Origin of the sequence: Cobetia sp. 29-18-1 (assembly GCF_029846405.1) — a bacterium.
Lineage (GTDB): Bacteria > Pseudomonadota > Gammaproteobacteria > Pseudomonadales > Halomonadaceae > Cobetia > Cobetia amphilecti.
On sequence record NZ_JARWKS010000002.1, the window covers coordinates 247,651 to 269,769 of the forward strand.

Genomic DNA, 22,119 nt, shown 5'->3' on the forward strand with positions numbered 1-22,119 from the left:
CGAATGAAGTTTGCGCGACGATATGATGTCAGCAGCCTTGGATAGCGAAAGCAGGACATCACCCATGGTCATTTGACCATGGGTGATGTCCTGCTTTTCGTGAAGGATGAGTCTCTCAGTCTCGAGAGCTTGCTTGCCGGGAAAAGCCTTTCCTTGCCAGTGAGCGCTTCAGGCTGTTGGCGAGGCGTCACGCTGTTGGCGTGGTATCAGACTGAAAGGAGCGAGCCTCAGCGGCGAGTGAAGGAGCGCAGCAGGCTGCGAATCAGGGTCCGTCCCAGCTGTGACCCCAAGGCGCGCATCACGGACTTGAGCAGGGTCTCCATGACACCCTGACGCTGCCTGCCACCGGAGCGTGGGGCGCTTTCGGCCACCGGACTTGTTTGCTCGGAGTCGCGGCTGGCAGCGGCTTGAGCGCTTCCATCCCGTTCTGTGGCAGGCGGCGTGGTGTCAGGCGTAGCCGCTGGTGTCTCCTCTGGCCGAACCTGGGCCGTCGCCGAGCTCGTCAGTTGCGCCTCGAGACGCTCGTGAGCCGATTCACGGTCTATCACCTCATCGTAGCGACCGGCCAGTGATGAGCTTGCCAGCAGCGCTGTGCGCTCGCTGTCACTCAACGGGCCGATCCGCCCCCGCGGCGGCGCGATCAAGGTGCGCTCCACCTGGGTGGGCGTGCCCTTGCTGTCGAGCACCGAGACCAGTGCCTCGCCCACGCCCAGCTCCGTGATCACCTGAGCCGTATCGAGGGCCGGGTTGGGGCGGAAGGTCTCGGCAGCGGTCTTGACGGCCTTCTGGTCGCGTGGAGTGAAGGCGCGCAGGGCATGCTGGATCCGGTTGCCCAGCTGGCCGAGCACGTCATCGGGGATGTCGGCGGGGGATTGGGTCACGAAGTAGACGCCGACCCCCTTGGAGCGAATCAGGCGCACCGTCTGCTCGAGGCGCTCAAGCAATGCCTTGGGAGCGGCATCGAAGAGCAGGTGGGCCTCGTCGAAGAAGAAGACCAGCACCGGGCGGTCGGCATCGCCGCGTTCTGGGAGGGTGCGAAAGAGCGTCGACAGGAACCACAGCAGGAAGGTGGTATAGAGGCGTGGACTCTGCATCAACTCACGCCCATCGAGCAGATTGATGAAGCCGCGTGTCTGGTCTCCCTCGCCCGTGGTCGCCAGCATGTCATTGATGTCGAGCGCCGGTTCGGCGAAGAAGCGCTCGCCGCCCTGGGTGGCCAGCACATGCACCCGGCGCAGCATGGCACCGAGGCTCTGGGGGCTGACACTGCCATAGCGCTCCTCGAAGCCTTCGCGCTCACGCTCGATATGCTTGAGCAGGCTGATCAGGTCCTTGAGGTCGATCAGCTCCAGCCCTTCACGCTCGGCATGATCGAAGGCCAGGTGCATCAGGCCACTCTGGGTGTCGTTCAATTCCAGCAGGGTCGACATCAGCTCAGGCCCCATGGAAGCCACGCTGGCGCGCACCGCATGTCCGCTCTTGCCGAACAGATCCCACAGCCTGACGGGCGCGGCCTGAGGCTGCCAGTCATTGATGCCGAGGCTGGCGAGGCGTTCATCGACGCGCGGATGCGGGTTACCCGCCGCGGCGATACCGGAGAGGTCACCCTTGACGTCGGCGGTGAACACCGGCACTCCCATGCGCGAAAACTCTTCAGCCAGCACCTGCAGCGTGACGGTCTTGCCGGTACCTGTCGCACCGGCGACCAGGCCGTGACGATTGGCCAGTGCCCCGGCTAGCGTGATGTGGCCCTTGGGTCCCTGTCCTGCGAGTCCCCCGATCAGCACGTCTGGCATGTGAGTCTCCTGTCATTCAGGTGATGGCGGTGCTTGCAGAGGGAGGTGTGGCGACCACTGCCGATGACCGCAGAGATGGGCGATGTCGTGGAGTCATAGGGTTACAAAATGTTTCGTTGAGTAAAATACTGCAAGCCATCTTGCGTCACTTGACGCATGGCGTCAGGCAACCGATGCGCGGCAAGCCGCCTGATGAGCGGCCAGCAGCCCATATGGGCGCTAATTAAACGCGAGCCGATATCTCACTCTTGTATAGGAAATCTGGAAGAAAGATATTTTTCTTTCCCTTCTCTGCTTGAAAGTCTGGCCCTGTAGTTCCATATCTTTAGGCATCAGGGCGCATGTGACGCAACATGCCTCGGCAGATTGGCGCTTTCGTCAAGAATGACATCAGCAGGTTCGGGTACAACTCTGGTGACGTTTTTTGAAGACTGCTCCGACAAGCAGCCGACGCGCTAGAGGGTGTTCGATACATGCGCCGCAAAGATTTGACGCAGTACCACAAGACGTCGTTGAGATAGTTAGGAGCGTCTTGTGGAGCCTGGAACTCGAGACATCCAGTCTCGGGATTTCTGAAGGCTTACCGGCAACGGCCGAGCGAATCATCTGCTCGTCTCTTGCAACAGACCGCTACTGGAGGATGGATCATGAAGAAGCTGACTGCTGCACTTTTCGCGACTGCCCTGGCACTGCCGACCACCGCTGCCTTTGCCGAGCACCACGAATCCAGCAACACCGGTTCCGCCAACACTGGCGCCCACTCCACCAAGGTAGAGGGCGGTACTGCTGCGGGTCATGAAGATGGCAAGGTGCATGACGACGCCGAACGCAACACCGAGAGTGGTTCTGCCAATACCAAGAAGGATTCCATGATGGTGGAAGGTGGCACGGCCCAGTCCGAGTCCGCCAAGCACGGCAAGGTCATGGATAAAGGCGAAGACCATATGGGCGTCAGCCCGGAATCCGGTTCGTCCAACACCGCTGATGGCAGCATGAAGACCGAATAAACGTGCCTTGACGGTCTGGTCTCAGGCCAGACCCGCAATGGATCTTGCGGTGCCTGAACGAGTCGCCAGCACGACCCGCTTGAGCGCATCGCGAGTGAAACGACAAGCCCCCGCCATTGGCGGGGGCTTGTCGTCGTATGGGAGCATGCAAGGCAGGGTGTGAGGGGCAGGAGGGAAGGGGGCTGGGCCCTCGGGCGCTTGTGGCCAGTACTTGTTACCCGTGCTTGCCATCAATGCCTGCCAACAGCGCTTGCCATCAAGCCCCTACCACCAGCGCGGGCTGTAGGTATCTTCCCCGGCCAGCAGGCGTTCGCGGGCCATGAACAGCGCCGCGATCGCGCGCGCCTCGTGGAAGTCCTCACGCGCCAACAGCGCCGGCAGTTCATCGAGGCGGTGGCGCTCGACGACCAGCGGTTCCGGCTCATCGCCCGGCAGGCGCTTTTCGAACAGATCGCGCGCCAGCATCACGTTCATGCGGTGATCCATGTAGTTGGGCGCCAGGCTCAGTTCGGCCAGTGGCTCGATGTTGTGCGCGCCATAACCGCATTCTTCCATCAATTCGCGATTGGCGGCGGTCACCGGGTCCTCGCCCGGGTCGATCAGTCCCTTGGGCAGGGTCAGCACATATTGCTCAGGGCCAGCGGCATATTCGCGGATCATCAGCACGTGGTCGGGGTCGGGCATGGCGACGATCATCACCGCGCCGTGACCGCCGCTCTTGAGGCGCTCGAAGCTGCGGGTGGCGCCATTGGAGAAGGTCAATTCCAGCGCTTCGACGGCGAACAGGCGCGAGCGTGCGACCTCGCGGCGTGAGTCGATCCGCGGCGGCGTCAGCGTGTGGCTGGTGTCTGAATGATTCATGGTCGGGTGAACGGTATCTGGCGCATCATCCATCGCAAGTCCTCGCGAGGCAGTATGAGAAGAGAGAACACTGTCGCTCATCGTGGCAGGCCGCCGCGAGCGGGGCAATCACAAGCCGTCATCACTCCTCGTTGCACATGCGCGCCCGTGGGCCATGCTTTACACTATGAGGCCAAATTTCCCTCTGGCTGACAGAATCCGATGCTTGACTGGAACACTATCGACACCGTGCTGTTGGACATGGACGGCACTCTGCTTGACCTTCACTTCGACAGCCACTTCTGGCTCGAACACCTGCCCAGGCGCTATTGCGAGCTGCACCGCCTCGATGAGGCGCTGCAGGCCGATCTCAAGGCGCGCATCATCAGCGAGTCCGGCACGCTCAACTGGTACAGCCTCGATTACTGGAGCCGTGAGCTCGAGCTCGACGTCGTCGCCCTGAAGCGTGAAGTGCAGCATCTGATCGGCTATCGCCATGAGGCCGAGGACTTCCTCGCCTGGCTGCGCGATCAGCCGCAACGCGTGGTGCTGGCGACCAACGCCGACCGTCATGGCATCGATCTCAAGTTCGCGCTGACCGGCATGGGCGACTACTTCGACGCCGTGGTGTCGTCCGCGGATCTGGGCCACGCCAAGGAAGAGCAGGCCTTCTGGCACAAGCTCAACGAGATCGAGCCCTTCGATCCGGCGCGTACCCTGTTCATCGATGACAATCCCCAGGTGCTGGAAAGTGCCCACACCTATGGCATTGCCCATCTGCTGGGCGTGCGTCAGCCGGATTCGAAGCGCCCTGCGCGTGATTTCGAGCGTGTGCACGGCCTGGACGGCTTTGCAGTGCTGACCGAGGGGGCGGGCCCTGAGGTGGCCAATGCCGGAGTCTCGAGCGACGGGGAGGGCAAGGAGGCGTCATGAGCGATCAGGTACGTATCGACAAGTGGTTGTGGGCGGCGCGTTTCTTCAAGACGCGTGGCATGGCCAAGAAGGCCATCGAAGGCGGCAAGATCCAGTACAACGGCGGCAAGGTGAAAACCTCCAAGACCGTCGAGGTCGGCGCCGTGATCGAGGTGCCGCAGGGCTGGGATCGCCTCGTTGTCGAGGTGCTGGCCCTCAGCGACCAGCGCCGTGGCGCCCCCGAGGCCCAGAAGCTCTATCAGGAGACGCAGGAGTCCCGCGAGCGCCGTGAGCGTGAGGCCGAGACGCGTCGCCTCGGCAATCAGGGCATGACGCCGCCTCCCGGCCGTCCTGACAAGAAACAGCGTCGCAACATCCATCGCTTCCAGCGCCAGGATGCCGATAGCTGAGCCAGAGCGAGTCACCGCCGGGTGCCTTGGCACCGACCGGCACAATTTCCATACCGATGTGTGTCAGCACATCGTTGTTGGCGGCCTGACATGGGAGCGCTTGTGCGCTCTCCCTTCACGCCTGCCTTGAGGTCCCTCAATGAGCGAACACGACATGCAAGATTCCCATTCCACTGACGATGCGGCCGCGCCGAGCTTCGATCAGATCCAGCGCTTCCTGTTCGATGCCACCAACGTGCGTGGCGAGATCGTCACACTCGACAAGGCCTACGCCGAGGTGCTCGATCGTCACTCCTACCCGCAGGCCATCTCGCGCCAGCTGGGCGAGATGCTGGCGGCCGTGGCGCTGCTGACCGAGACCATCAAGCTCGATGGCACCATGACGCTGGAAGTGCGCGGCACCGGTGTCGTGCGCCAGCTGATGGCCGAGTCGAACCCCGGCGGTGAGCTGCGCGCCATCGCACGCCTCAGCGATGAAGCGGTGTTGCCGACGGAAGAGTCCAGCCTGCAGGAGCTGGTCGGCCAGGGGCAGATCGTGATCACCCTCGACCCGCGTGAAGGCAAGCGCTATCAGGGCATCGTGGCCATCGATCAGGACAGCCTCGCCGGTTGTCTGGAGAGCTACTTCAGCCAGTCAGAGCAGCTGCCGACCCGCCTGTGGCTGATGGCCGATGGCAAGCGCACCGGCGGCGTGATGCTGCAGCAGCTGCCCAACGATGACGCCAACAAGGACCCGGATGCCTGGGAGCGCGTCGTGCATCTGGCCGAGACCCTCAAGGCCGAGGAGCTGCTGACGCTGGACCAGCAGGAAGTGCTGCATCGTCTCTATCACGAAGAAACCGTGCGCATCTATGAACCCAAGGCGCTGCGTTTCGGCTGCACCTGTTCGCGCGAGCGTCTGGGCGCTGCCCTGCACAGCATCGCCGCCGACGAGCTGCGTCAGATCGTCGCCGAGCAGGGCGAGCTGGCCACCCAGTGTCACTTCTGCCATACCCGCTATTCCTTCAGTGCCGCGGAAGTGGAAACGATCATCGAAGATCCTGACGCCGAAAGCCCCGTCGTGCATTGAGCATTTCCCGACGCGCCGGCGGCTGGCCACGGGGATGATGATTGTCTGACATATCGTCGTCCGTCAGGCGACGGCGACTGCGCCAAAGTGTTGCAACAATGGGCGTTTCCGCCCGACACCCTTTTTGCCATAATGCCTTGCCAGCACAGGGCCGGATGCCCTGTGCTGGTGGTATCGACGGTGTCATGGCATGCCGTCATGCGCGATCGGGCAGCAACGATCGATCACAAAATAAGCCTGTGGCATGTACCTCGGGCATCTGGCTTCAGCCATCAAGAGAGAGGGCGGCCCTGAGCCGCGGAGACGCGAATGAGCAAGCATCAAGACAGTGCGGTGACCACTCACACCAATCTCAGCAGCGCAGAGCTGATCGAGCTGGCAGTGGCTCGCGGCGAAGGACGTCTGGCCGACAACGGCGCGCTGGTCGTGGAGACGGGCGCCCGTAGCGGACGCTCCCCGAACGACCGCTTCATCGTCGACGAGCCGTCCACCTCGGACGCCATCGACTGGGGCAGCGTCAATCGCCCGTTCAGCCCGGAGCGTTTCGACGCCCTGTGGGAACGCGTCGAGGACTACCTCGGCGAGCGCGACAGCTTCGTCTCCGAGCTGCATGTCGGCGCTGACCTCGAGCACTACCTGCCGATCCGCGTGACCACCGAGACGGCCTGGCACAACCTGTTCGCGCGTACCATGTTCGTGCGTCCGGACAGCTTCAATGCCAAGGACAAGAGCGAGTGGACCATCCTCAACGCGCCGCACTTCACCTGCGAGCCACAGCGTGATGGCACCAACTCCGACGGCGTCGTGCTGATCAACTTCGCGCGTCGCCGCGTCCTGCTGGCGGGCATGCGTTACGCCGGTGAGATGAAGAAGGCCATGTTCTCGGTGCAGAACTTCCTGCTGCCGGAAAAGGACGTGCTGCCGATGCACTGCTCCGCCAACGTCGGTGACGACGGCGAGACCACGCTGTTCTTCGGCCTGTCCGGCACCGGCAAGACCACCCTGTCCGCCGACCCGGCGCGTTACCTGATCGGTGATGACGAGCATGGCTGGGGCGAAGGCACCGTCTTCAACATCGAAGGCGGCTGCTACGCCAAGTGCATCGACCTGTCCCAGAAGAACGAGCCGGTGATCTGGAACGCGATCAAGTTCGGTGCCGTGCTGGAAAACGTGGTGCTGGATGATCGTCGTGGCGCGGATTACGGCGATGACAGTCTGAGCCAGAACTCGCGTGCCGCCTACCCGCTGGAGCACATCGAGAAGCGCGTGCCGGAAAACCGTGCCGGCGAGCCGAATGCCATCGTCTTCCTGACCTGCGACATGTCCGGCGTGCTGCCGCCGGTGTCCGTGCTCAGCAAGCAGGCCGCGGCCTACCACTTCCTGTCCGGCTACACCGCCAAGGTCGGCTCTACCGAGATGGGCTCCACCGCCGGTCTCGAAGCCACCTTCTCCACCTGCTTCGGCGCGCCGTTCTTCCCGCGTCCGGCACGTGAATACGCCGACCTGCTGATCAAGCGCATCGATGCCTTCGGCTCACGCGTCTACCTGGTCAACACCGGCTGGACCGGTGGCTCCTACGGTGAGGGCGGCTCACGCTTCTCCATCCCGACCACGCGCGGCATCATCAGCGCGATCCAGAACGGTGCGCTGGCGGACATCGAGACGCGTCACATCGACGTGCTCAACCTGGATGTGCCGGTACGCGTGCCGGGCGTCGATTCCAGCCTGCTCGACCCGCGTGAGACCTGGGAAGACCGCGCCGCCTACGACAGCAAGGCGCGTGACCTGTCAGCCAAGTTCGTCGAGAACTTCAAGAAGTTCGCCGGCGTGGATGAGGCGATCATCGCGGCAGGCCCGACCCTGGTCTGACGATCAGCGGGATTGATCGCAAGCGGTAAGCAAAAAGCCTCGCCCGGTGTTCCGGGCGAGGCTTTTTCGTGTCTGCTGCTTTTCTCGTCAACAGCTGCTGTCATCACCTGCTGTCGGGTCTGTCAGGCGCTGTCGGGCCTGTCAGGGGCTGCCGCCGGCGGCCAGCGAGCGGTTGGCAGGGCCGTCGAAGGTGTCCTCGGCGGCGAGCGGTTCCTGGCCTGGCTCAGTGCTGCTGGTCTCGGCGCGTCGTGACGCGTCTTCGTCAGCGGTGTCGACAAGGCCTTCGGGCGTGCGTTCGGCGACGAAGGGTGCCGGCGCCTGATACCACCAGCGGGTGGTCCAGGCGCGCATCACCCGCTCCGGGTACCAGGTCTTGCCGAGGCTGCCGTTGTAGCGTGCCAGCGCATCGGTGATGTCGCCTTTCTCGCGCTTGAGGTAGTGGGCAAGGATGGTGGCGCCGTAACGCAGGCTGGTGTCCTGATCGAGCAGATTGTCGTCGGGCTCGCCGATCTCACGCTTCCAGAACGGCATGACCTGCATCAGGCCGCGGGCACCTGCGTGGGAGACCGCGGTGGGTTTGAAGGCGCTCTCGACCTGGATGACGGACAGGATCAGCTCCGGCGCCAGGCCTGTGCGCGTCGCTTCGCGGCGCACCTTGCGCAGCAGGTCGATGCGCGCGGCGCGGTCGGGCATGTAGCGCTCCAGACGCTGCTGCATGCTCAATACCCAGTGCAGGGCATCGATGGGGTCCTCGAAGGCCTCGGGCTCGGCCAAGGCCTCGCGCAGGCTGTCACGCAGCCCCGGCGATAGCCCATGCTCGGGGATAGCGGCGGCGGCCTGCACAGGGGGGCTTGTCAGTCCGGTAGACGCGGCGCTCAACGTCAGCAGGACAGCGGCCAGCCACGGGCGCAGGCGGCGAAGTGGGGTGTCACCTGCAGCGCCTTTTGCGGGCGGCGCTGAAGGGGAAATCGATGAGATGGTCATGCGCAGTCCCTGCTTATCAGTCATGGCGCCATTATGCCGTTACCGCGGCGTTGACGGTAATGGGATGTTCTAGGAAGGCAGATAACGAGACAGCCCGCCCCTCGAGAAGAGGAGCGGGCTGTCTTGGGTACTGCGATAGCGTCAGCCGTGAGCCAGTGGCTCAGGCTGCTCGAGTTCAGCTCGCGCTGCGCTCGGCCAGGAAGTCCAGCAGGCTGTCGACGGCGATCATGGTCGCTTCGCCATCGGTGCGACCCTTGTACTCGTACTCGCCATTGTCGAGACCGCGGTCACCGATCACCAGGCGATGCGGAATGCCCAGCAGCTCGCCGTCGGCGAACTTGTTGCCCGGGCGCAGATCACGATCATCCAGCAGCACGTCGTAACCGGCGGCGGTCAGCTCCTGATAGACGCGCTCGGCAGTCTCGCTGACGCGCACGGACTTGTGGGCGTTCATCGGCACGATGGCGACCTGGAAGGGCGCGATGGCTTCCGGCAGCACGATGCCGCCCTTGTCGTTGCCCTGCTCGATGGCAGCGGCGACCACGCGGGTCACGCCGATGCCGTAGCAGCCCATGGACAGCGGCTGCGCCTTGCCGTTCTCGTCGAGCACGGTGGCGTTCATGGCTTCGGAGTACTTGGTGCCGAGCTGGAAGATGTGACCCACCTCGATACCGCGTGCGATGTCGATCACGCCCTGGCCGTCCGGTGACGGATCACCGGCGACGACGTTACGGATATCAGCGATTTCCGGCAGCGGCAGATCGCGCTCCCAGTTGAGGCCGAAGTGGTGCTTGCCTTCGATGTTGGCACCGGCACCGAAATCGCTCATCAGCGCGACGCTGCGATCGATGATGATCGGCATCTCGAGGCCGACCGGACCGAGGGAGCCGAAACCAGCACCGACGGCGGCGCGCACTTCCTCGTCGCTGGCCATGGTCAGCGGCTCGGCGACCTGCGGCAGGTGCTCGGCCTTGATCTCGTTCAGCTCGTGGTCGCCACGCACCATCAGTGCGATCAGACCACCTTCGACGCCTTCGGCCGCCTTGACGATCAGCGTCTTGACGGTCTTCTTGATGTCCAGGCCGTGCTGTTCGACCAGCGCGGCGATGGTCTTGGCGTTCGGCGTGTCGACCAGCTGCATCTCCTGGGTCGGTGCCGCGCGCTCAGGCGTCTCGCCCAGCGGTGCCGGCAGCGCTTCACACTTCTCGATGTTGGCGGCGAAATCGGAGCCGGTGGAGAAGGCGATGGCGTCTTCACCGGAGGCGGCCAGCACGTGGAATTCGTGGGAGCCGGTGCCACCGATGGAGCCGTTGTCGGCGATGACGGGACGGAAGTCGAGACCCAGGCGCGTGAAGATGCGCACGTAGGTGTCGTACATCACCTGATAGGTCTCTTTCAGGGATTCTTCGCCCAGGTGGAAGGAGTAACCATCCTTCATCACGAACTCGCGTGAGCGCATCACACCGAAGCGCGGACGAATCTCGTCGCGGAACTTGGTCTGGACCTGGTAGAAGTTGGCCGGCAGCTGCTTGTAGCTGTTCAGCTCACGACGTGCGAGGTCGGTGATGACTTCCTCGTGGGTCGGGCCGACACAGTAGTCGCGCTGGTGACGGTCAACGACGCGCAGCAGCTCGGGGCCGTACTGCTCCCAGCGACCGGACTCCTGCCACAGCTCGGCTGGCTGCACGGCTGGCATCAGCAGTTCCTGGGCGCCGGAGCGGTCCATCTCTTCACGCACGATGCGCTCGACCTTGCGCAGCGTGCGCAGGCCCAGTGGCATCCAGGTGTAGAGGCCGGAGGTCAGGCGACGGATGAAACCGGCCCGCAGCATCAGCTGGTGGCTGACGACTTCGGCGTCGGACGGGGTTTCCTTGAGAGTGGAAATCAGCAGTTGACTGGCACGCATGGGCTCAGCGATCCCTCGACTTGTCGCTTTGATCGGTACGCTTCGCAGTCGCGAAGCATGAACAGGCAGGTCTTCGGCACGCCTTTTACAGGCGTATCAGCGAAGCAGACTGAGCGCATTGTACTGCCGCGAGCCTTGGAGGGGCAAAGTGCATGGCCAGACTGGAAAATCCGCGCCCGCCTGCCGATACTGGTGACACGGGATTTCCCTTTGGAGAGGGCCGTGAACGGCTTTCTCAGGGAGACCTGACAAGGAGACAAGGATATGTCGTCACTCGATCAGCGCATGGGATACGCGCGCGCCAGACATCGTTGGCCCTTGAAGGTGGGGTTGGCGTTGCTCGCACTGGGGGCGTGCCTGAGCGTTTCCCTGTGGCTGGTGAGCCTTCGCCTGCCGATCCCTTTCGTCGATGAGGGAGTGCATTTCGCGCAGATTCGCCAGTTTCTCGCCGGCGACTGGAGCCAGCATCCCAAGCTGACCACCCTGACCCTGTATCACGCCACCATGGCGGTGACGCTGATGGCACTCCAGACCTTGGGGGAGTGGCTCAATCTTCCCCTCGCGGCTGACGCCATGGCCGGGCGCTGGCCTGAAATGCCCTCGGTGAACTGGGTGCGGGGCCTGTCGCTGCTCGGCTTCAGTGTCATGGCGTGCATGGTCTGGCGGGCGCTGCCGAGCGTCTATCGGCGCCTGGACCCCATGCTCGATGAGAGCGGCGCCCAGCAACAGGCGAATCGTCAGAGCTGGCAGTGGCTATGGCTGCCGATCATCTTTCCCTATCTGGCGCTGGTGTATACCGACCCGTGGATCATCGTGCTGGTCGCGCTGCAGCTCGTCGCGCTGGTGTGTGAGCGGCGTCTGCTGTTGCTGGTGTTGATCCTGGCCGGCCTCGGCTTGCGACAGGACAGTATCGTGCTGCTCGGGCTGTGGGGCGGTCTGTTGCTGTTCATGACGCATGCGCAGCCAGGGGTTCGGTCGCAGGCTGTCGGCATGGCACCACCGCTGCGCTCGCCGTTGCGTCAGCTTTCCGTCTGGTGGGGCCTGATCGTGCGCTGGTGGTGGGTGGCCGTGATTCCAGTGGCCGCCTTCATCGGGTTTGTCGTCTGGAACGACGGCATTGCCATGGGCGATACCACGCGTCATCAGGCCGGTTGGCACACCGGCAATCTCGGCTATTACCTGGGCGTGATCGGCGTGGTGTTTCTGCCGTTGTGGTTGGCCGACTTGCCGCGTCAGCGGCATCTGCTATGCCGTCTGTGCACCCGGGGTGCCTGGCCATGGCGGGGCATTCTGCTGCTGGGGGCGCTGGCGGGTGTGTGGGTCATGCTGGTGATGAGCTTTGAGGTGACGCATGACTACAATTTCCAGCGCTGGACGATCCGCAACAGCTGGCTGTTATGGCTCAATGAGCACCCGGTGGGGCTGTGGGTGACCATGCTGCTGACCACCAGCATGGCGCTCTGGTGGCTGAGAGCACCGCTGCGGCTGGGGCATGGTGGCCTGCTGTTGGTGATGCTTGCATTGATGGTCTGCACGCGTGAGCTGATCGAGACGCGCTACATGCTGCCCCTGGTCACGGTCTTCCAGCTGCTGCGCTGTGCAGAGCGAGCGGAAGTGGAGCGCGCGATGACGCTCTGGGCGGTTTCGATGGGAGCGCTGTTGCTGGCGGGATTGGTGCAGACGCGCACCCTGCCATGAGGCGGTGGCAGGGCGTTTTGGGGGCTCACTCGATGGCGGGTGCTTCAGGCCTGTTGGCGTTTCGCCGCTGGGGTCTGGGCATCACGGCCGGCGGGGGCTTTATTGGCACCAGCACCGATGCCAGAGCCACCACGCGGTGGCTCGGCGACCCAGGCATAGGCAGCCTCGCGCTCGTCGGGCGAGAAGTGGCGCACCTCGATGGAACGCACCAGATGCTTGCTGAACTCGGTGACATGACGCAGCCAGTCGGCCTTGCTGATGATGGCTTCGCGCTCGAAGTCTCCCAGGTGGCGCAGGGCGTAGCCGATGTCATTGAGCAGGGCGGCGGGTGTGATCAGGCCAAAGCGTTCAATCTCCACCAGCAACGAGATTCGCTCATGGCGCGCCAGGCGTTCGTCGCATTCCTTGATGATGGGGGCGAGCGAGGCCTGATCGATATGTCCTGCAAGATGCAGGGCGACAACGTGATCGGCGGGACTCTTGAGCAGTGTCAGCATGTTTGGCTCCTGCACTGATGCATGTTGGCTGGGCGAGCCGTGCTGGAAGCCAGCGCTGGCGTCGCTACCTCTTCAGTGTAGTCGCATGTAAGCAGCTTGCTGGCGTCTGGCCAGGCGATTGTCGGTACTGTTCCTGTCGAGGAGCTGCCAGCAACGGTTACCTCTCTCGACGTCTGGCCGCGCGAGGCATGACGAGCGGAGCTGTGTTCAGGTTTGAAAAGTGACAGGCTCGAAATTTATCAGACATGAAAAGTGACAGACATGAAAAGTGACAGACATGAAAAAGCGCCGCCCCTCGTGAGAGGAGCGGCGCTCTTGAATTCAGTATGGTGCTTGCTTGATCTGGTACGGCCAGCCGGACTCGAACCGGCACGCCCGAAGGCAGGAGATTTTAAGTCTCCGGTGTCTACCGATTCCACCATGGCCGCGCAGACTGGCGCATAACTTATCATATTTCAGATCAAGGTCAACTTTAATGGCGATGACACTCTACTGAATGCGTGATTTAACTGACTGTTATGCAATGAAATTGCGACGGTCTGTGGTTATCGTGAGCGCTGACATTGAGGAGGGAAAGCAGAGCGCTTTTCACCCGGCATGATCGCGGCAAGCGACGCGAAAAGGCGCGCGGTGGAGAGGGGCGGGGCAACAGATAGTCAGTAGCAAGCGCGAAGGCGCACAGGGGAAGTCGCTGACGGGTGCCGGAACACTGTCAGAATCACGGACAGATGAAAACAGAGAAATGATGTGGCAAGGCAATGGCTTGGCAAGGCGTAGATCAGACGATAACCAAGCGAAAAAGCGTCAGGGTTGCAGCAATGTAAATCGAAACAAGTAAGGGAAGTGTGACGACCCGAAGGGGGTGGGTGTCAAATCCATTCCAGAGGGAAACAGGGGATGTTTCGGTATCTGAAATGGAGGCTGGAGTCGGAATCGAACCGGCGTACACGGAGTTGCAGTCCGCTGCATGACCACTCTGCCATCCAGCCTCAATGATCGAGATGTCAGTCGAAACTGATGTCTGATCCGAGGAGTATCCACTGATGCTGCTGCAGATACATGAGTCAGTAAATCAGGTGAATGTTGCGCTACCTGTGTTACTGGAGCGGGAAACGAGATTCGAACTCGCGACCCCAACCTTGGCAAGGTTGTGCTCTACCACTGAGCTATTCCCGCTGAACTCGAGGTCGAATTATACGGATAATTCCCATGCTGTCAAACAGTTAATGAAAAATTGTCTCGCGAGTCAGGTCACTGGAAACGAAAACGCCCACCGGCCACAGGGGCGGTGGGCGTTGAGGCATTCGCAGCGTCTCGTGGCTGAACGGGGTGTCAGACCGAGCGCACCAGTTCCGGCCAGGCGGCACGCAGATAGCTGATCATCGACCACAGCGTCAGCGCTGCCGAGATATACAGCAGGGCCAGGCCGGCATCCCCCCCGACACTGCCCGGAGCGAAGAACAGCAGCATGAACAGGGCCAGCATCTGGGCAGCCGTCTTCAGCTTGCCGACCCAGGACACCGCGACGCTGCCGCGCTTGCCGATCTCGGCCATCCACTCACGCAGCGCCGAGATGACGATCTCGCGACCGATGATGACCAGGCTCGGGATGGTCATCCACAGGCTGTCGTAGCGTTCGATCAGCAGGCCCAGTGCCACCGCGACCATCAGCTTGTCGGCGACGGGGTCCAGGAAGGCGCCGAAGGGCGTGGTCTGATTCCACAGGCGGGCCAGATAGCCATCGAACCAGTCGGTGATGGCGGCCAGTGCGAAGAGCAGCGCCGTCAACGGCAGGCTCCATGCATAAGGCAGATAGAAACATACCACCAGCAGCGGAATGAACAGGATGCGGATCAGAGTCAGGATATTGGGGATGCTCATCGTGACGGCACGAGTCCTTGCATGAAGCGTAGGTGGCTGGGCGCAATCGAGGGCGAGTCGAGACCCTGAAGAAAGCCGATCGATTGGCGCCGCACAAGTCGTCTATTCTAGCCTGCCGGCGGCGCATTCAGCCATGCCAAACGGCAGGTTATTCAAGCCAACGCTCTGTCACTCTTCCTTGAGCGTTGAGTCGATGGTGCCAGAGGCAGCCATGTCGTGCACGGGGGCAGCCATGCAGCGCCTGGTGGATCAGCCATGCAGCGCCTGATGGATCAGCTCGGCGAGCGATTCGCTGATGCCGGGCACGCGCGCCAGTTCCGGCTTGGAGGCCTGTTTCACCCCCTGCAGGCCGCCGAAGAACTTGAGTAGCTCGCGGCGCCGCTTGGGGCCGACTCCCGCGATGCCCTCCAGGCTTGAGGTGCGCCGCGCCTTGTCACGCTTGGCGCGGTGACCGGCGATGGCGAAGCGGTGCGATTCATCGCGCACATGCTGGATCAAGTGCAGCGCCGGTGAGTGGCTGTCGAGGTCCAGGGTGTCGTGCACCGTCTCGATGAACAGCGTCTCGAGCCCTGCCTTGCGCGTGGTGCCCTTGGCTACCCCGAGCAGGATGATATCGGTCACGCCGAGTGACTCGAACACCCCGCGCGCCATGTTGAGCTGCCCCTTGCCGCCATCGACCAGCAGGATGTCCGGGCGCTTGCCTTCGCCTTCCTGCAGGCGCTTGAAGCGCCGCGTCAGTGCCTGTTGCATGGCGGCGTAGTCATCGCCGGCCGTCACGCCTTCGATATTGAAGCGCCGGTAATCCGACTTGATCGGCCCGTCATGATCGAAGACCACGCAGCTGGCCACGGTCGCCTCGCCATGACTGTGGGAAATATCGAAGCATTCCAGGCGCTTGGGTACCTCATCGAGTCCCAGCGCATCGCGCAGCGACAGGAAGCGGTTGGACAGCTGCTGGCGGCTGGCCAGCTGGGTGGCCAGATGTTGCTCGGCGTTGGTCTGCGCCAATGTCAGCCACTGGGCGCGATGGCCGCGCACCTGATGCGCGACCCGTACCCGCCGCTCGGCCTTCTCGCTCAAGGCGCCTTCCAGCAGGTTGGCGTCATCGAGGGCCAGCGAGGTCAGCACCTCATCGGGCATCTCCCTGTCCTGGCCGAGATAGTACTGGCTGACGAAGCTGGTCAGCAGCTCGCTGCTGGTCAGGTCCAGACCATTGCCCGGCGAGAAGTGGCGTGCGCCGAGCATGCGACCCTGACGGACCGAGACCACGCTGATGCAGAGCCCGCCGGGGCGCTCGGCCAGCGCCAGGATGTCGGCGTTGCCGGTGCCGGTGTCGACGTATTGCTTCTCCTGCATGCGGCGCAGCTGGGCGACCTGATCACGCAGGCGGGCCGCTTCCTCGAATTCCAGCCTCATGGCCGCGTCTTCCATCGCCTGGCTGAGCTCGTCGGTGACCTTGTCGCTCTGGCCGTTCAGGCACATCACCGCATGTTCCATGTCGCGGCGATAATCCTGCTTGCTGATGTAGTCGACACACGGCGCGGTGCAGCGGTTGATCTGATATTGCAGGCACGGGCGATCGCGGTGGGCGAACACCGAATCCTCGCAATTGCGCAGGCGGAAGATCTTCTGCATCAGGGTCAGTGATTCGCGTACCGCAACGCTGCTCGGGTAGGGGCCGAAATAGCGTCCGTCATTGCGCTTGTGGCGCACGCGCTTGAACTCCAGCGCCGGATAGTCGTGATGCTGGCTGATGAAGACGTAAGGGTAGGATTTGTCGTCACGCAGCAGGATGTTGTAGGGCGGGCGCAGCTCCTTGATCAGGGTCTGCTCCAGCAGCAGGGCCTCGGTCTCGCTGCGCGTGATGGTGACCTGCACATCGGCGATGCGCCCGACCAGCGCCTGGGTCTTGGCATTCAGGCCGGTATTGCGAAAATAGCTGGAGAGGCGCGCCTTGAGGCGCTTGGCCTTGCCCACGTACAGCACGTCACCGGCGCTATCCAGCATGCGATAGATACCGGGCGCGTCGCTGACATGCTTGAGGAAATGGCGGGCATCGAAGCCAGTCGCCTCGCTGCCCTGCAGCAGATCACTGCTCGCGTCACTGGTGATCAGGCGGCTGGAGACACGCGCGGCGTCGCTGCGTGCGCGGCTGTCAGCCTGCGCGCTCGCTGAGGACGTAGGTTGGGCATCAGGCTGGCTGGCGGTGCCTGCCGGCTCCTCATTCTCGGGCGACTGAGAAGTGGTGTCCGTCATCGTGGGATCAGTGTGCTGCTTGGCCATGAGGTTCCTCGTCCAGAGATGCCTCGAGTCTATCAAACAAGGGCGATTGCTCGCAGGCATGGGGGCAACAGGGCCATGCTGCAATGCCTGCTGTCATGGCCGCGTCTGTGAGGGCGTGCCATTCACGAACATCTCAGACAGAAACGCCTCATGCATGAACGTTCCAGACAGAAACGCCTCATACAACAACGCCACCCGGGGAAGGTGGCGTTGTTGTATGAGGCGTTGTCGGCGCTGCTCGGGAGTGTTACGAGCAGCGCGGGCCTGCAGTGTGTGACGGGCGAGCAAGGTGTGCTTGCTCAGGCCTCGTCAGGACGGTCCAGCACGTAGTCATCCAGCAATTGGTGACGCATGGCCAGATGCGTCATCTCCACGTCGCTGGTCACGCCAAGCTTGTCGAAGATGCGATAGCGGTAGGTGTTGACCGTCTTCGGGCTCAGGTGCAGGCGGTCCGAGATCTCGCTGACGCGATGGCAATTGACGATCATCGTCGCCACCTGCAGTTCTCGGCTCGACAGCTGATCGAAGGGATTGCTGCGCTGGGTGTCCATGCCCGAGAACACCAGGCGCTGGGCGATTTCCGGGGACAGATAGCGCTCGCCAGCGGCCACCTGATGGATGGCGCGAATCATCTCGTCAAAGGGCGTGCCCTTGGAGATGAAGCCGAAGGCTCCCGCTTCCAGCAGGCGTTTGGCGAAGGACTCTTCCAGATAGGCGGTCAGCACGATGACTCTGACGTCGGGCAGGCTGCGCACGATCTTCTGTGTGGCTTCCAGGCCATCGACGCCGGGCATGCGAATGTCCATGAGCACGATATCCGGGCTGTGCTCACGGCAGAGTTTGATCGCGGTTTCGCCATCCGAGGCTTCTGCAATCACCTTGAGCCCATCCTCTAGCTCAATGGTACGGACGATGCTGGTACGCACCAGGTGGTGGTCGTCAGCGACAAGAACCTTGATCAAGGCGGCTCCAGTAAAGATGTCAATAAGCAGTGAAGTGAATGCGGGATCCAATGTACCCATTGGACAAGGGCTTGTCGATGCCCTGTCATCCAGTGCGTCGCGTTCAGGATAACCACTACTGATATAGTGCTAGCGTGATTCCTGCTCCTTGTCGTCGGCCGTGAGTCCGTGAGCGAGCCCCTGCGGGAAACCGTGCTCCGCGATGTGATCCTCAGACTTCGCGCGCTCCACAAAGCGCAGCAAAAATAAGAGGTTGACGACGTATTCGTCGCTCTGTAACATGCGCTCCATCGTGAAGACGGGGCCTTAGCTCAGCTGGGAGAGCGCAACACTGGCAGTGTTGAGGTCAGCGGTTCGATCCCGCTAGGCTCCACCATGATTCACGACAAGCCTGTCCAGATTTCATGTGCCTCTTGCCTGCAAGTGACATGCGAAATGACAGTCTGATTCGGGGCCTTAGCTCAGCTGGGAGAGCGCAACACTGGCAGTGTTGAGGTCAGCGGTTCGATCCCGCTAGGCTCCACCAGAATTATTGAAAAAGCGGTCATCCTTCGGGGTGGCCGCTTTTTTTGTGCCCGGCTTTCAGCTCGTTCCTTTCTGCAGCTCGCCCCTGTCAGCATGCCCCTGTTTGCAGCTCGACCCTGTCTGCTTCACATATATAGCCGGCGGCGCCCGAGTCTGCCAATACTGACAGAAATGGACGATAAATCTCACTCAGACTCGAGATCGGCTGAAATTACCTGCATTCGTTGCCTGATCGTCTCAAGTTGTTGATGAGAGGCAGGCATGGCGCTAGATTGGCGACATGAGCAGACAAGAGATCACACGACTCGTGGCGAGTCTCGCCCACGAGGAAGGCATTCGAGAGACCGCAGTGAAGGGCGTGCAGCTCTTTCGCATGACGGAGCCCGTGCGTTGCGCGCCGGCCATCTATGAACCCGCCGTGGTGGTGATCGTCAGCGGTGCCAAGGAGGCGATACTGGACGGCGAGCGGCATGTCTATGACAGCCGTCAGTATCTGTGCTGTCCCATCTCGATGCCGGTCGAGGCGGGCGCCCCCACGGCCTCGCCAGAGACACCGCTGCTGGGCGTCTACCTCTCGCTGGACACGCGGGTAATGACGGAGCTTGCCATCGAGATGGAAAGCGCCGCGGGCCTCGTGCGCAAGTCGGCCCGCGGCCCGCTGCCGCCCGGGCTTGCCCTGGCGCATTGGGACGCCGCCTTCAGCGATGCCTTGTTGCGGCTGCTGCAGGTGGCGCAGAGCCCCGCCGATGCGGCGATACTGGGAGAAGGGCGGCTGCGGGAGCTTTACTACGCCGTCCTGAAGGGCGAGGCCGGTGAGTCGGCGCGACGTGCCTTCGGTGTGGGCAATGAGATCGCGCGGACAATCGATTACCTGTCCAGCCGACTGGATGAGCCGGTCAGCATTGAAGACATGGCCGGGCGGGTCGGCATGAGTCGCGCCGTCTTCCACCGCAAGTTCAAGCAGGCGACCACGATGTCGCCGATCCAGTTCGTGAAGTCCATGCGCCTCAATACCGCCGCCATGCAGATCGCCAATGGCAAGACCGTCAGCGAGGCGGCCATGGCCGTGGGCTATGTGAGCTCCTCGCAATTCAGTCGCGAATTCAAGCGTCTGTACGGGCAGTCGCCCAAGCAATGGAGTCAGTTCAAATAGCGACACGCCACCAGCGGGGCAAGAAAAAACGGCCATCCGAAAGGAGGCCGTTTTTTCATGGCTGGCGATCATCCTGCGCGCAGGCGCTAGAGCACCGCTTCACTCTCCTCGACACGCTCGAAGAGGATCAGGTGATCGGCCTGGATACGCAGCATGACCTGCTCGCCGGGCTGATAGTCGTGATGGCTGTTGAAGGCCGCCTCGACTTCCCGTCCGGAAGGCAGCGCCAGCCTATAGAGGGTACTGGTACCGGCGAAGGTCGCGCTGAGCACGCGTGCCTTGAGATCGGTGGCTTCCGAATCCCCTTCGGCCAGCACCAGGTCATCCGGGCGCAGCAGCACATCCACCGGCGTGCCGGGCGCATACGGATAGGCACGGTTGCCGCGAATCACGCCCAGCTCCGTGCTCACGCATTCGTTGTCCTTCAGCGTGCCGGGGATGAAATAGCCCTGGCCGATGAAGTTGGCGACGAAGCGCGTGGCGGGTTCGTGATACAGATTGAACGGCGTGTCCCACTGCTGCAGATGACCGCCGTGGATCACGCCGATCTGGTCGGCCATCGCGAAGGCCTCATTCTGATCATGCGTGACCAGCACCGCGCTGATGCCAAGGTGCTTGAGAATCCGCCGCACCTCCTGACTCAGCTGACGACGCAGCTCCACGTCCAGATTCGAGAACGGCTCATCGAGCAGCAGAATGCGCGGCTCCGGCGCCAGCGCGCGGGCCAGGGCCACGCGCTGCTGCTGGCCACCGGACAGCTCATGCGGGAAGCGCTCGCCGAGATGGGCGAGGCCGACCAGCGTCAGCAGCTCCGTCACCTTGTCATTGCGCGCTTCACGGGTCATGCGGCGCACGCCGAAGGCCACGTTGTCCGCCACGCTCAGGTGGGGGAACAGCGCGTAATCCTGAAAGACCATGCCGACATGGCGCTGCTCCGGCGCAGTCAGATGAGTCGCGCTGGACAGCACCTCGCCTTCGAGACGAATCTCGCCCATCGCTACCGGTTCGAAGCCGGCAATCGCGCGCAGCAGCGTGGTCTTGCCGCAGCCGGAGGGGCCGAGCAGGCAGGCAATGTCACCCTTGTTGAGGGAGAAATTGATGTCACGGGTCACGACGGTAGTGTCGTAGCGACATTCCAGCGAATCGATCTGAAGGAGCGGTTGCATGATGGCAGGTCAGTCCGGATGGCGATGAAGGCAGCGGAGCAGGGGAGTGTCCGTCTCGCTTGAGCATACGCGAGCGCCGCCTGCGTGGATGCAGGCGGCGGCAGGGCACCCCTTCGGCTTGCTGGGCGGCGGCTCAGCCTTGAGGCTCAGTCCTGGCGACCCAGCATCAGGAACTCGAGCAGTGCCTTCTGGGCGTGCAGGCGATTGCCCGCTTCCTGCCAGACGACGGCGCGCGGGTCATCCAGCAGGCCCATGCTGATCTCTTCGCCGCGGTGTGCCGGCAGGCAGTGCAGGAAGATGACATCGTCAGCGGCCTTGTCGAGCATGGCTTCATCGACCTGGAAACCGGCGAAGTCGGCTTCACGCTTGAGCTGCTCTTCTTCCTGGCCCATGGAGGCCCAGACATCGGTGGTCACCAGGTCCGCGCCCTGCACGGCTTGCTGCGGGTCGCGATGGATGCTGACGCGCTGGCCAGCCGCCGCGACGATCTCGCTGTCCGGCTCGTAGCCTTCCGGGCAGCAGATGCGCAGATTGAAATCGAATTGACGCGCGGCGTTGATCCAGGAATGGCACATGTTGTTGCCATCGCCGATCCAGACCGCTGTCTTGCCCTTCACGGAGCCACGACATTCGGTCCAGGTCATCACGTCGGCCAGCAGCTGGCACGGATGATAGTCATCGGTCAGCGCATTGATGACCGGCACGCTGGAGGCGTCGGCGAAGGCTTCGATATCGGAGTGGGCGAAGGTGCGGATCATCACGCCATCGACCATCTCGGAGAGCACGCGGGCGGTGTCGCCGATCGGCTCGCCACGGCCCAGCTGGGTGTCGCGCGGCGACAGGAACAGCGCATGGCCACCGAATTGCGCCATGGCCGTCTCGAAGGACACGCGGGTACGCGTGGAGGACTTCTCGAAGATCATCGCCAGGGTGCGGTTGGCGAACGGCGTATAGACCGGACCTTCCTTCTTCAGCCCATCCTTGATGGTGATGGCGCGCTTGATGAGGTAGTCGAGTTCTTCCGGAGAAAGGTCAAGCAGGGTCAGAAAGTGCCGGGTGGCCATCGAGCGGGCTCCTGTCAGGGTCTCGGGCAGCACCATCGAAAAGGGCGCCATGCGTCGGAGGGAAGGAAGTCGCCGACGATCACGGCGCCCGGATGGC

General features: G+C 62.7%; 18 protein-coding genes and 5 tRNA genes. 9 read left to right on the forward strand and 14 right to left on the reverse strand.

Features of this window, described 5'->3' with window-relative positions:
- Window positions 1-227: 227 nt before the first annotated feature.
- Complete coding sequence (locus QD208_RS02840; protein ID WP_153636347.1) at window positions 228-1,796, reverse strand: helicase HerA-like domain-containing protein; 1,569 nt, start codon at window positions 1,794-1,796, stop codon at window positions 228-230.
- A 647-nt stretch (window positions 1,797-2,443) separates the two neighbouring features.
- Between QD208_RS02840 and QD208_RS02845 the strand changes: the two genes are divergently transcribed.
- Window positions 2,444-2,803, forward strand: a complete 360-nt coding sequence (locus tag QD208_RS02845) for a hypothetical protein (RefSeq protein ID WP_054555534.1) — start codon at window positions 2,444-2,446, stop codon at window positions 2,801-2,803.
- Between the two features lie 264 nt (window positions 2,804-3,067).
- On the opposite strand, the gene nudE is transcribed toward QD208_RS02845, so the two are convergent.
- Window positions 3,068-3,664 (reverse strand): ADP compounds hydrolase NudE, encoded by a 597-nt coding sequence (nudE, locus tag QD208_RS02850; protein ID WP_153636952.1) that lies wholly within the window; start codon window positions 3,662-3,664, stop codon window positions 3,068-3,070.
- Between the two features lie 201 nt (window positions 3,665-3,865).
- Between nudE and yrfG the strand changes: the two genes are divergently transcribed.
- From yrfG to QD208_RS02870, 4 genes are all read left to right on the forward strand, one after another.
- Window positions 3,866-4,576, forward strand: a complete 711-nt coding sequence (gene yrfG / locus QD208_RS02855; RefSeq protein WP_082388286.1) for a GMP/IMP nucleotidase — start codon at window positions 3,866-3,868, stop codon at window positions 4,574-4,576.
- Window positions 4,573-4,965: a S4 domain-containing protein gene (locus QD208_RS02860; protein ID WP_043331366.1), complete on the forward strand. Its 393-nt coding sequence runs from the start codon at window positions 4,573-4,575 to the stop codon at window positions 4,963-4,965. The genes yrfG and QD208_RS02860 overlap by 4 nt, the downstream gene beginning before the upstream one ends.
- 154 nt (window positions 4,966-5,119) lie before the next feature.
- On the forward strand, window positions 5,120-6,034 hold the full coding sequence (gene hslO / locus QD208_RS02865; RefSeq protein WP_153636346.1) for an Hsp33 family molecular chaperone HslO: 915 nt from the start codon (window positions 5,120-5,122) through the stop codon (window positions 6,032-6,034).
- A gap of 309 nt (window positions 6,035-6,343) precedes the next feature.
- Window positions 6,344-7,903 (forward strand): phosphoenolpyruvate carboxykinase, encoded by a 1,560-nt coding sequence (locus tag QD208_RS02870; protein ID WP_153636345.1) that lies wholly within the window; start codon window positions 6,344-6,346, stop codon window positions 7,901-7,903.
- A gap of 141 nt (window positions 7,904-8,044) precedes the next feature.
- Here QD208_RS02870 and QD208_RS17650 read toward each other — a convergent pair whose 3' ends face one another.
- Both QD208_RS17650 and QD208_RS02880 read right to left on the reverse strand, forming a co-directional pair.
- Window positions 8,045-8,887 (reverse strand): lytic transglycosylase domain-containing protein, encoded by an 843-nt coding sequence (locus QD208_RS17650; protein ID WP_153636344.1) that lies wholly within the window; start codon window positions 8,885-8,887, stop codon window positions 8,045-8,047.
- A 175-nt stretch (window positions 8,888-9,062) separates the two neighbouring features.
- Window positions 9,063-10,793, reverse strand: a complete 1,731-nt coding sequence (locus QD208_RS02880) for a proline--tRNA ligase (RefSeq protein ID WP_043331364.1) — start codon at window positions 10,791-10,793, stop codon at window positions 9,063-9,065.
- 264 nt (window positions 10,794-11,057) lie between these two features.
- On the opposite strand from QD208_RS02880, the gene QD208_RS02885 reads away from it, so the two are divergent.
- Window positions 11,058-12,491 (forward strand): hypothetical protein, encoded by a 1,434-nt coding sequence (locus QD208_RS02885; protein ID WP_153636343.1) that lies wholly within the window; start codon window positions 11,058-11,060, stop codon window positions 12,489-12,491.
- Window positions 12,492-12,535: 44 nt separating this feature from the next.
- On the opposite strand, the gene QD208_RS02890 is transcribed toward QD208_RS02885, so the two are convergent.
- From QD208_RS02890 to QD208_RS02925, 8 genes are all read right to left on the reverse strand, one after another.
- Window positions 12,536-12,988, reverse strand: a complete 453-nt coding sequence (locus QD208_RS02890) for an STAS/SEC14 domain-containing protein (RefSeq protein ID WP_153636342.1) — start codon at window positions 12,986-12,988, stop codon at window positions 12,536-12,538.
- 343 nt (window positions 12,989-13,331) lie between these two features.
- Window positions 13,332-13,416: transfer RNA gene (locus QD208_RS02895), tRNA-Leu, on the reverse strand.
- Window positions 13,417-13,903: 487 nt separating this feature from the next.
- Window positions 13,904-13,977: transfer RNA gene (locus QD208_RS02900), tRNA-Cys, on the reverse strand.
- Window positions 13,978-14,089: 112 nt separating this feature from the next.
- Window positions 14,090-14,164, reverse strand: a tRNA-Gly gene (locus tag QD208_RS02905).
- A 156-nt stretch (window positions 14,165-14,320) separates the two neighbouring features.
- Complete coding sequence (gene pgsA / locus QD208_RS02910; protein WP_043331361.1) at window positions 14,321-14,869, reverse strand: CDP-diacylglycerol--glycerol-3-phosphate 3-phosphatidyltransferase; 549 nt, start codon at window positions 14,867-14,869, stop codon at window positions 14,321-14,323.
- Window positions 14,870-15,118: 249 nt separating this feature from the next.
- Complete coding sequence (gene uvrC / locus QD208_RS02915) at window positions 15,119-17,152, reverse strand: excinuclease ABC subunit UvrC (RefSeq protein ID WP_277876241.1); 2,034 nt, start codon at window positions 17,150-17,152, stop codon at window positions 15,119-15,121.
- Window positions 17,153-17,451: 299 nt separating this feature from the next.
- Window positions 17,452-18,114 carry a UvrY/SirA/GacA family response regulator transcription factor gene (gene uvrY, locus QD208_RS02920; protein ID WP_043331360.1) on the reverse strand — a complete coding sequence of 221 codons (663 nt, stop codon included), beginning with the start codon at window positions 18,112-18,114 and terminating at the stop codon, window positions 17,452-17,454.
- 129 nt (window positions 18,115-18,243) lie between these two features.
- A complete protein-coding gene (locus QD208_RS02925) occupies window positions 18,244-18,396 on the reverse strand; it encodes a hypothetical protein (protein WP_153636324.1) in 153 nt (50 codons plus the stop codon).
- An 18-nt stretch (window positions 18,397-18,414) separates the two neighbouring features.
- Between QD208_RS02925 and QD208_RS02930 the strand changes: the two genes are divergently transcribed.
- The 3 genes from QD208_RS02930 to QD208_RS02940 all read left to right on the forward strand — a co-directional run bounded on the left by QD208_RS02930 (window position 18,415) and on the right by QD208_RS02940 (window position 19,792).
- Window positions 18,415-18,490, forward strand: a tRNA-Ala gene (locus QD208_RS02930).
- 74 nt (window positions 18,491-18,564) lie between these two features.
- Window positions 18,565-18,640 (forward strand) — tRNA-Ala (locus tag QD208_RS02935).
- 279 nt (window positions 18,641-18,919) lie between these two features.
- Window positions 18,920-19,792, forward strand: coding sequence for an AraC family transcriptional regulator (locus tag QD208_RS02940; RefSeq protein WP_153636323.1), 873 nt, complete (start codon window positions 18,920-18,922; stop codon window positions 19,790-19,792).
- An 86-nt stretch (window positions 19,793-19,878) separates the two neighbouring features.
- On the opposite strand, the gene QD208_RS02945 is transcribed toward QD208_RS02940, so the two are convergent.
- Both QD208_RS02945 and argF read right to left on the reverse strand, forming a co-directional pair.
- Complete coding sequence (locus QD208_RS02945; RefSeq protein WP_054555527.1) at window positions 19,879-20,958, reverse strand: ABC transporter ATP-binding protein; 1,080 nt, start codon at window positions 20,956-20,958, stop codon at window positions 19,879-19,881.
- 146 nt (window positions 20,959-21,104) lie between these two features.
- The gene (argF, locus tag QD208_RS02950) at window positions 21,105-22,022 is read right to left on the reverse strand and encodes an ornithine carbamoyltransferase (protein ID WP_153636322.1); all 918 of its coding nucleotides are present in this window, start codon (window positions 22,020-22,022) and stop codon (window positions 21,105-21,107) included.
- Between the last annotated feature and the right edge of the window lie 97 nt (window positions 22,023-22,119).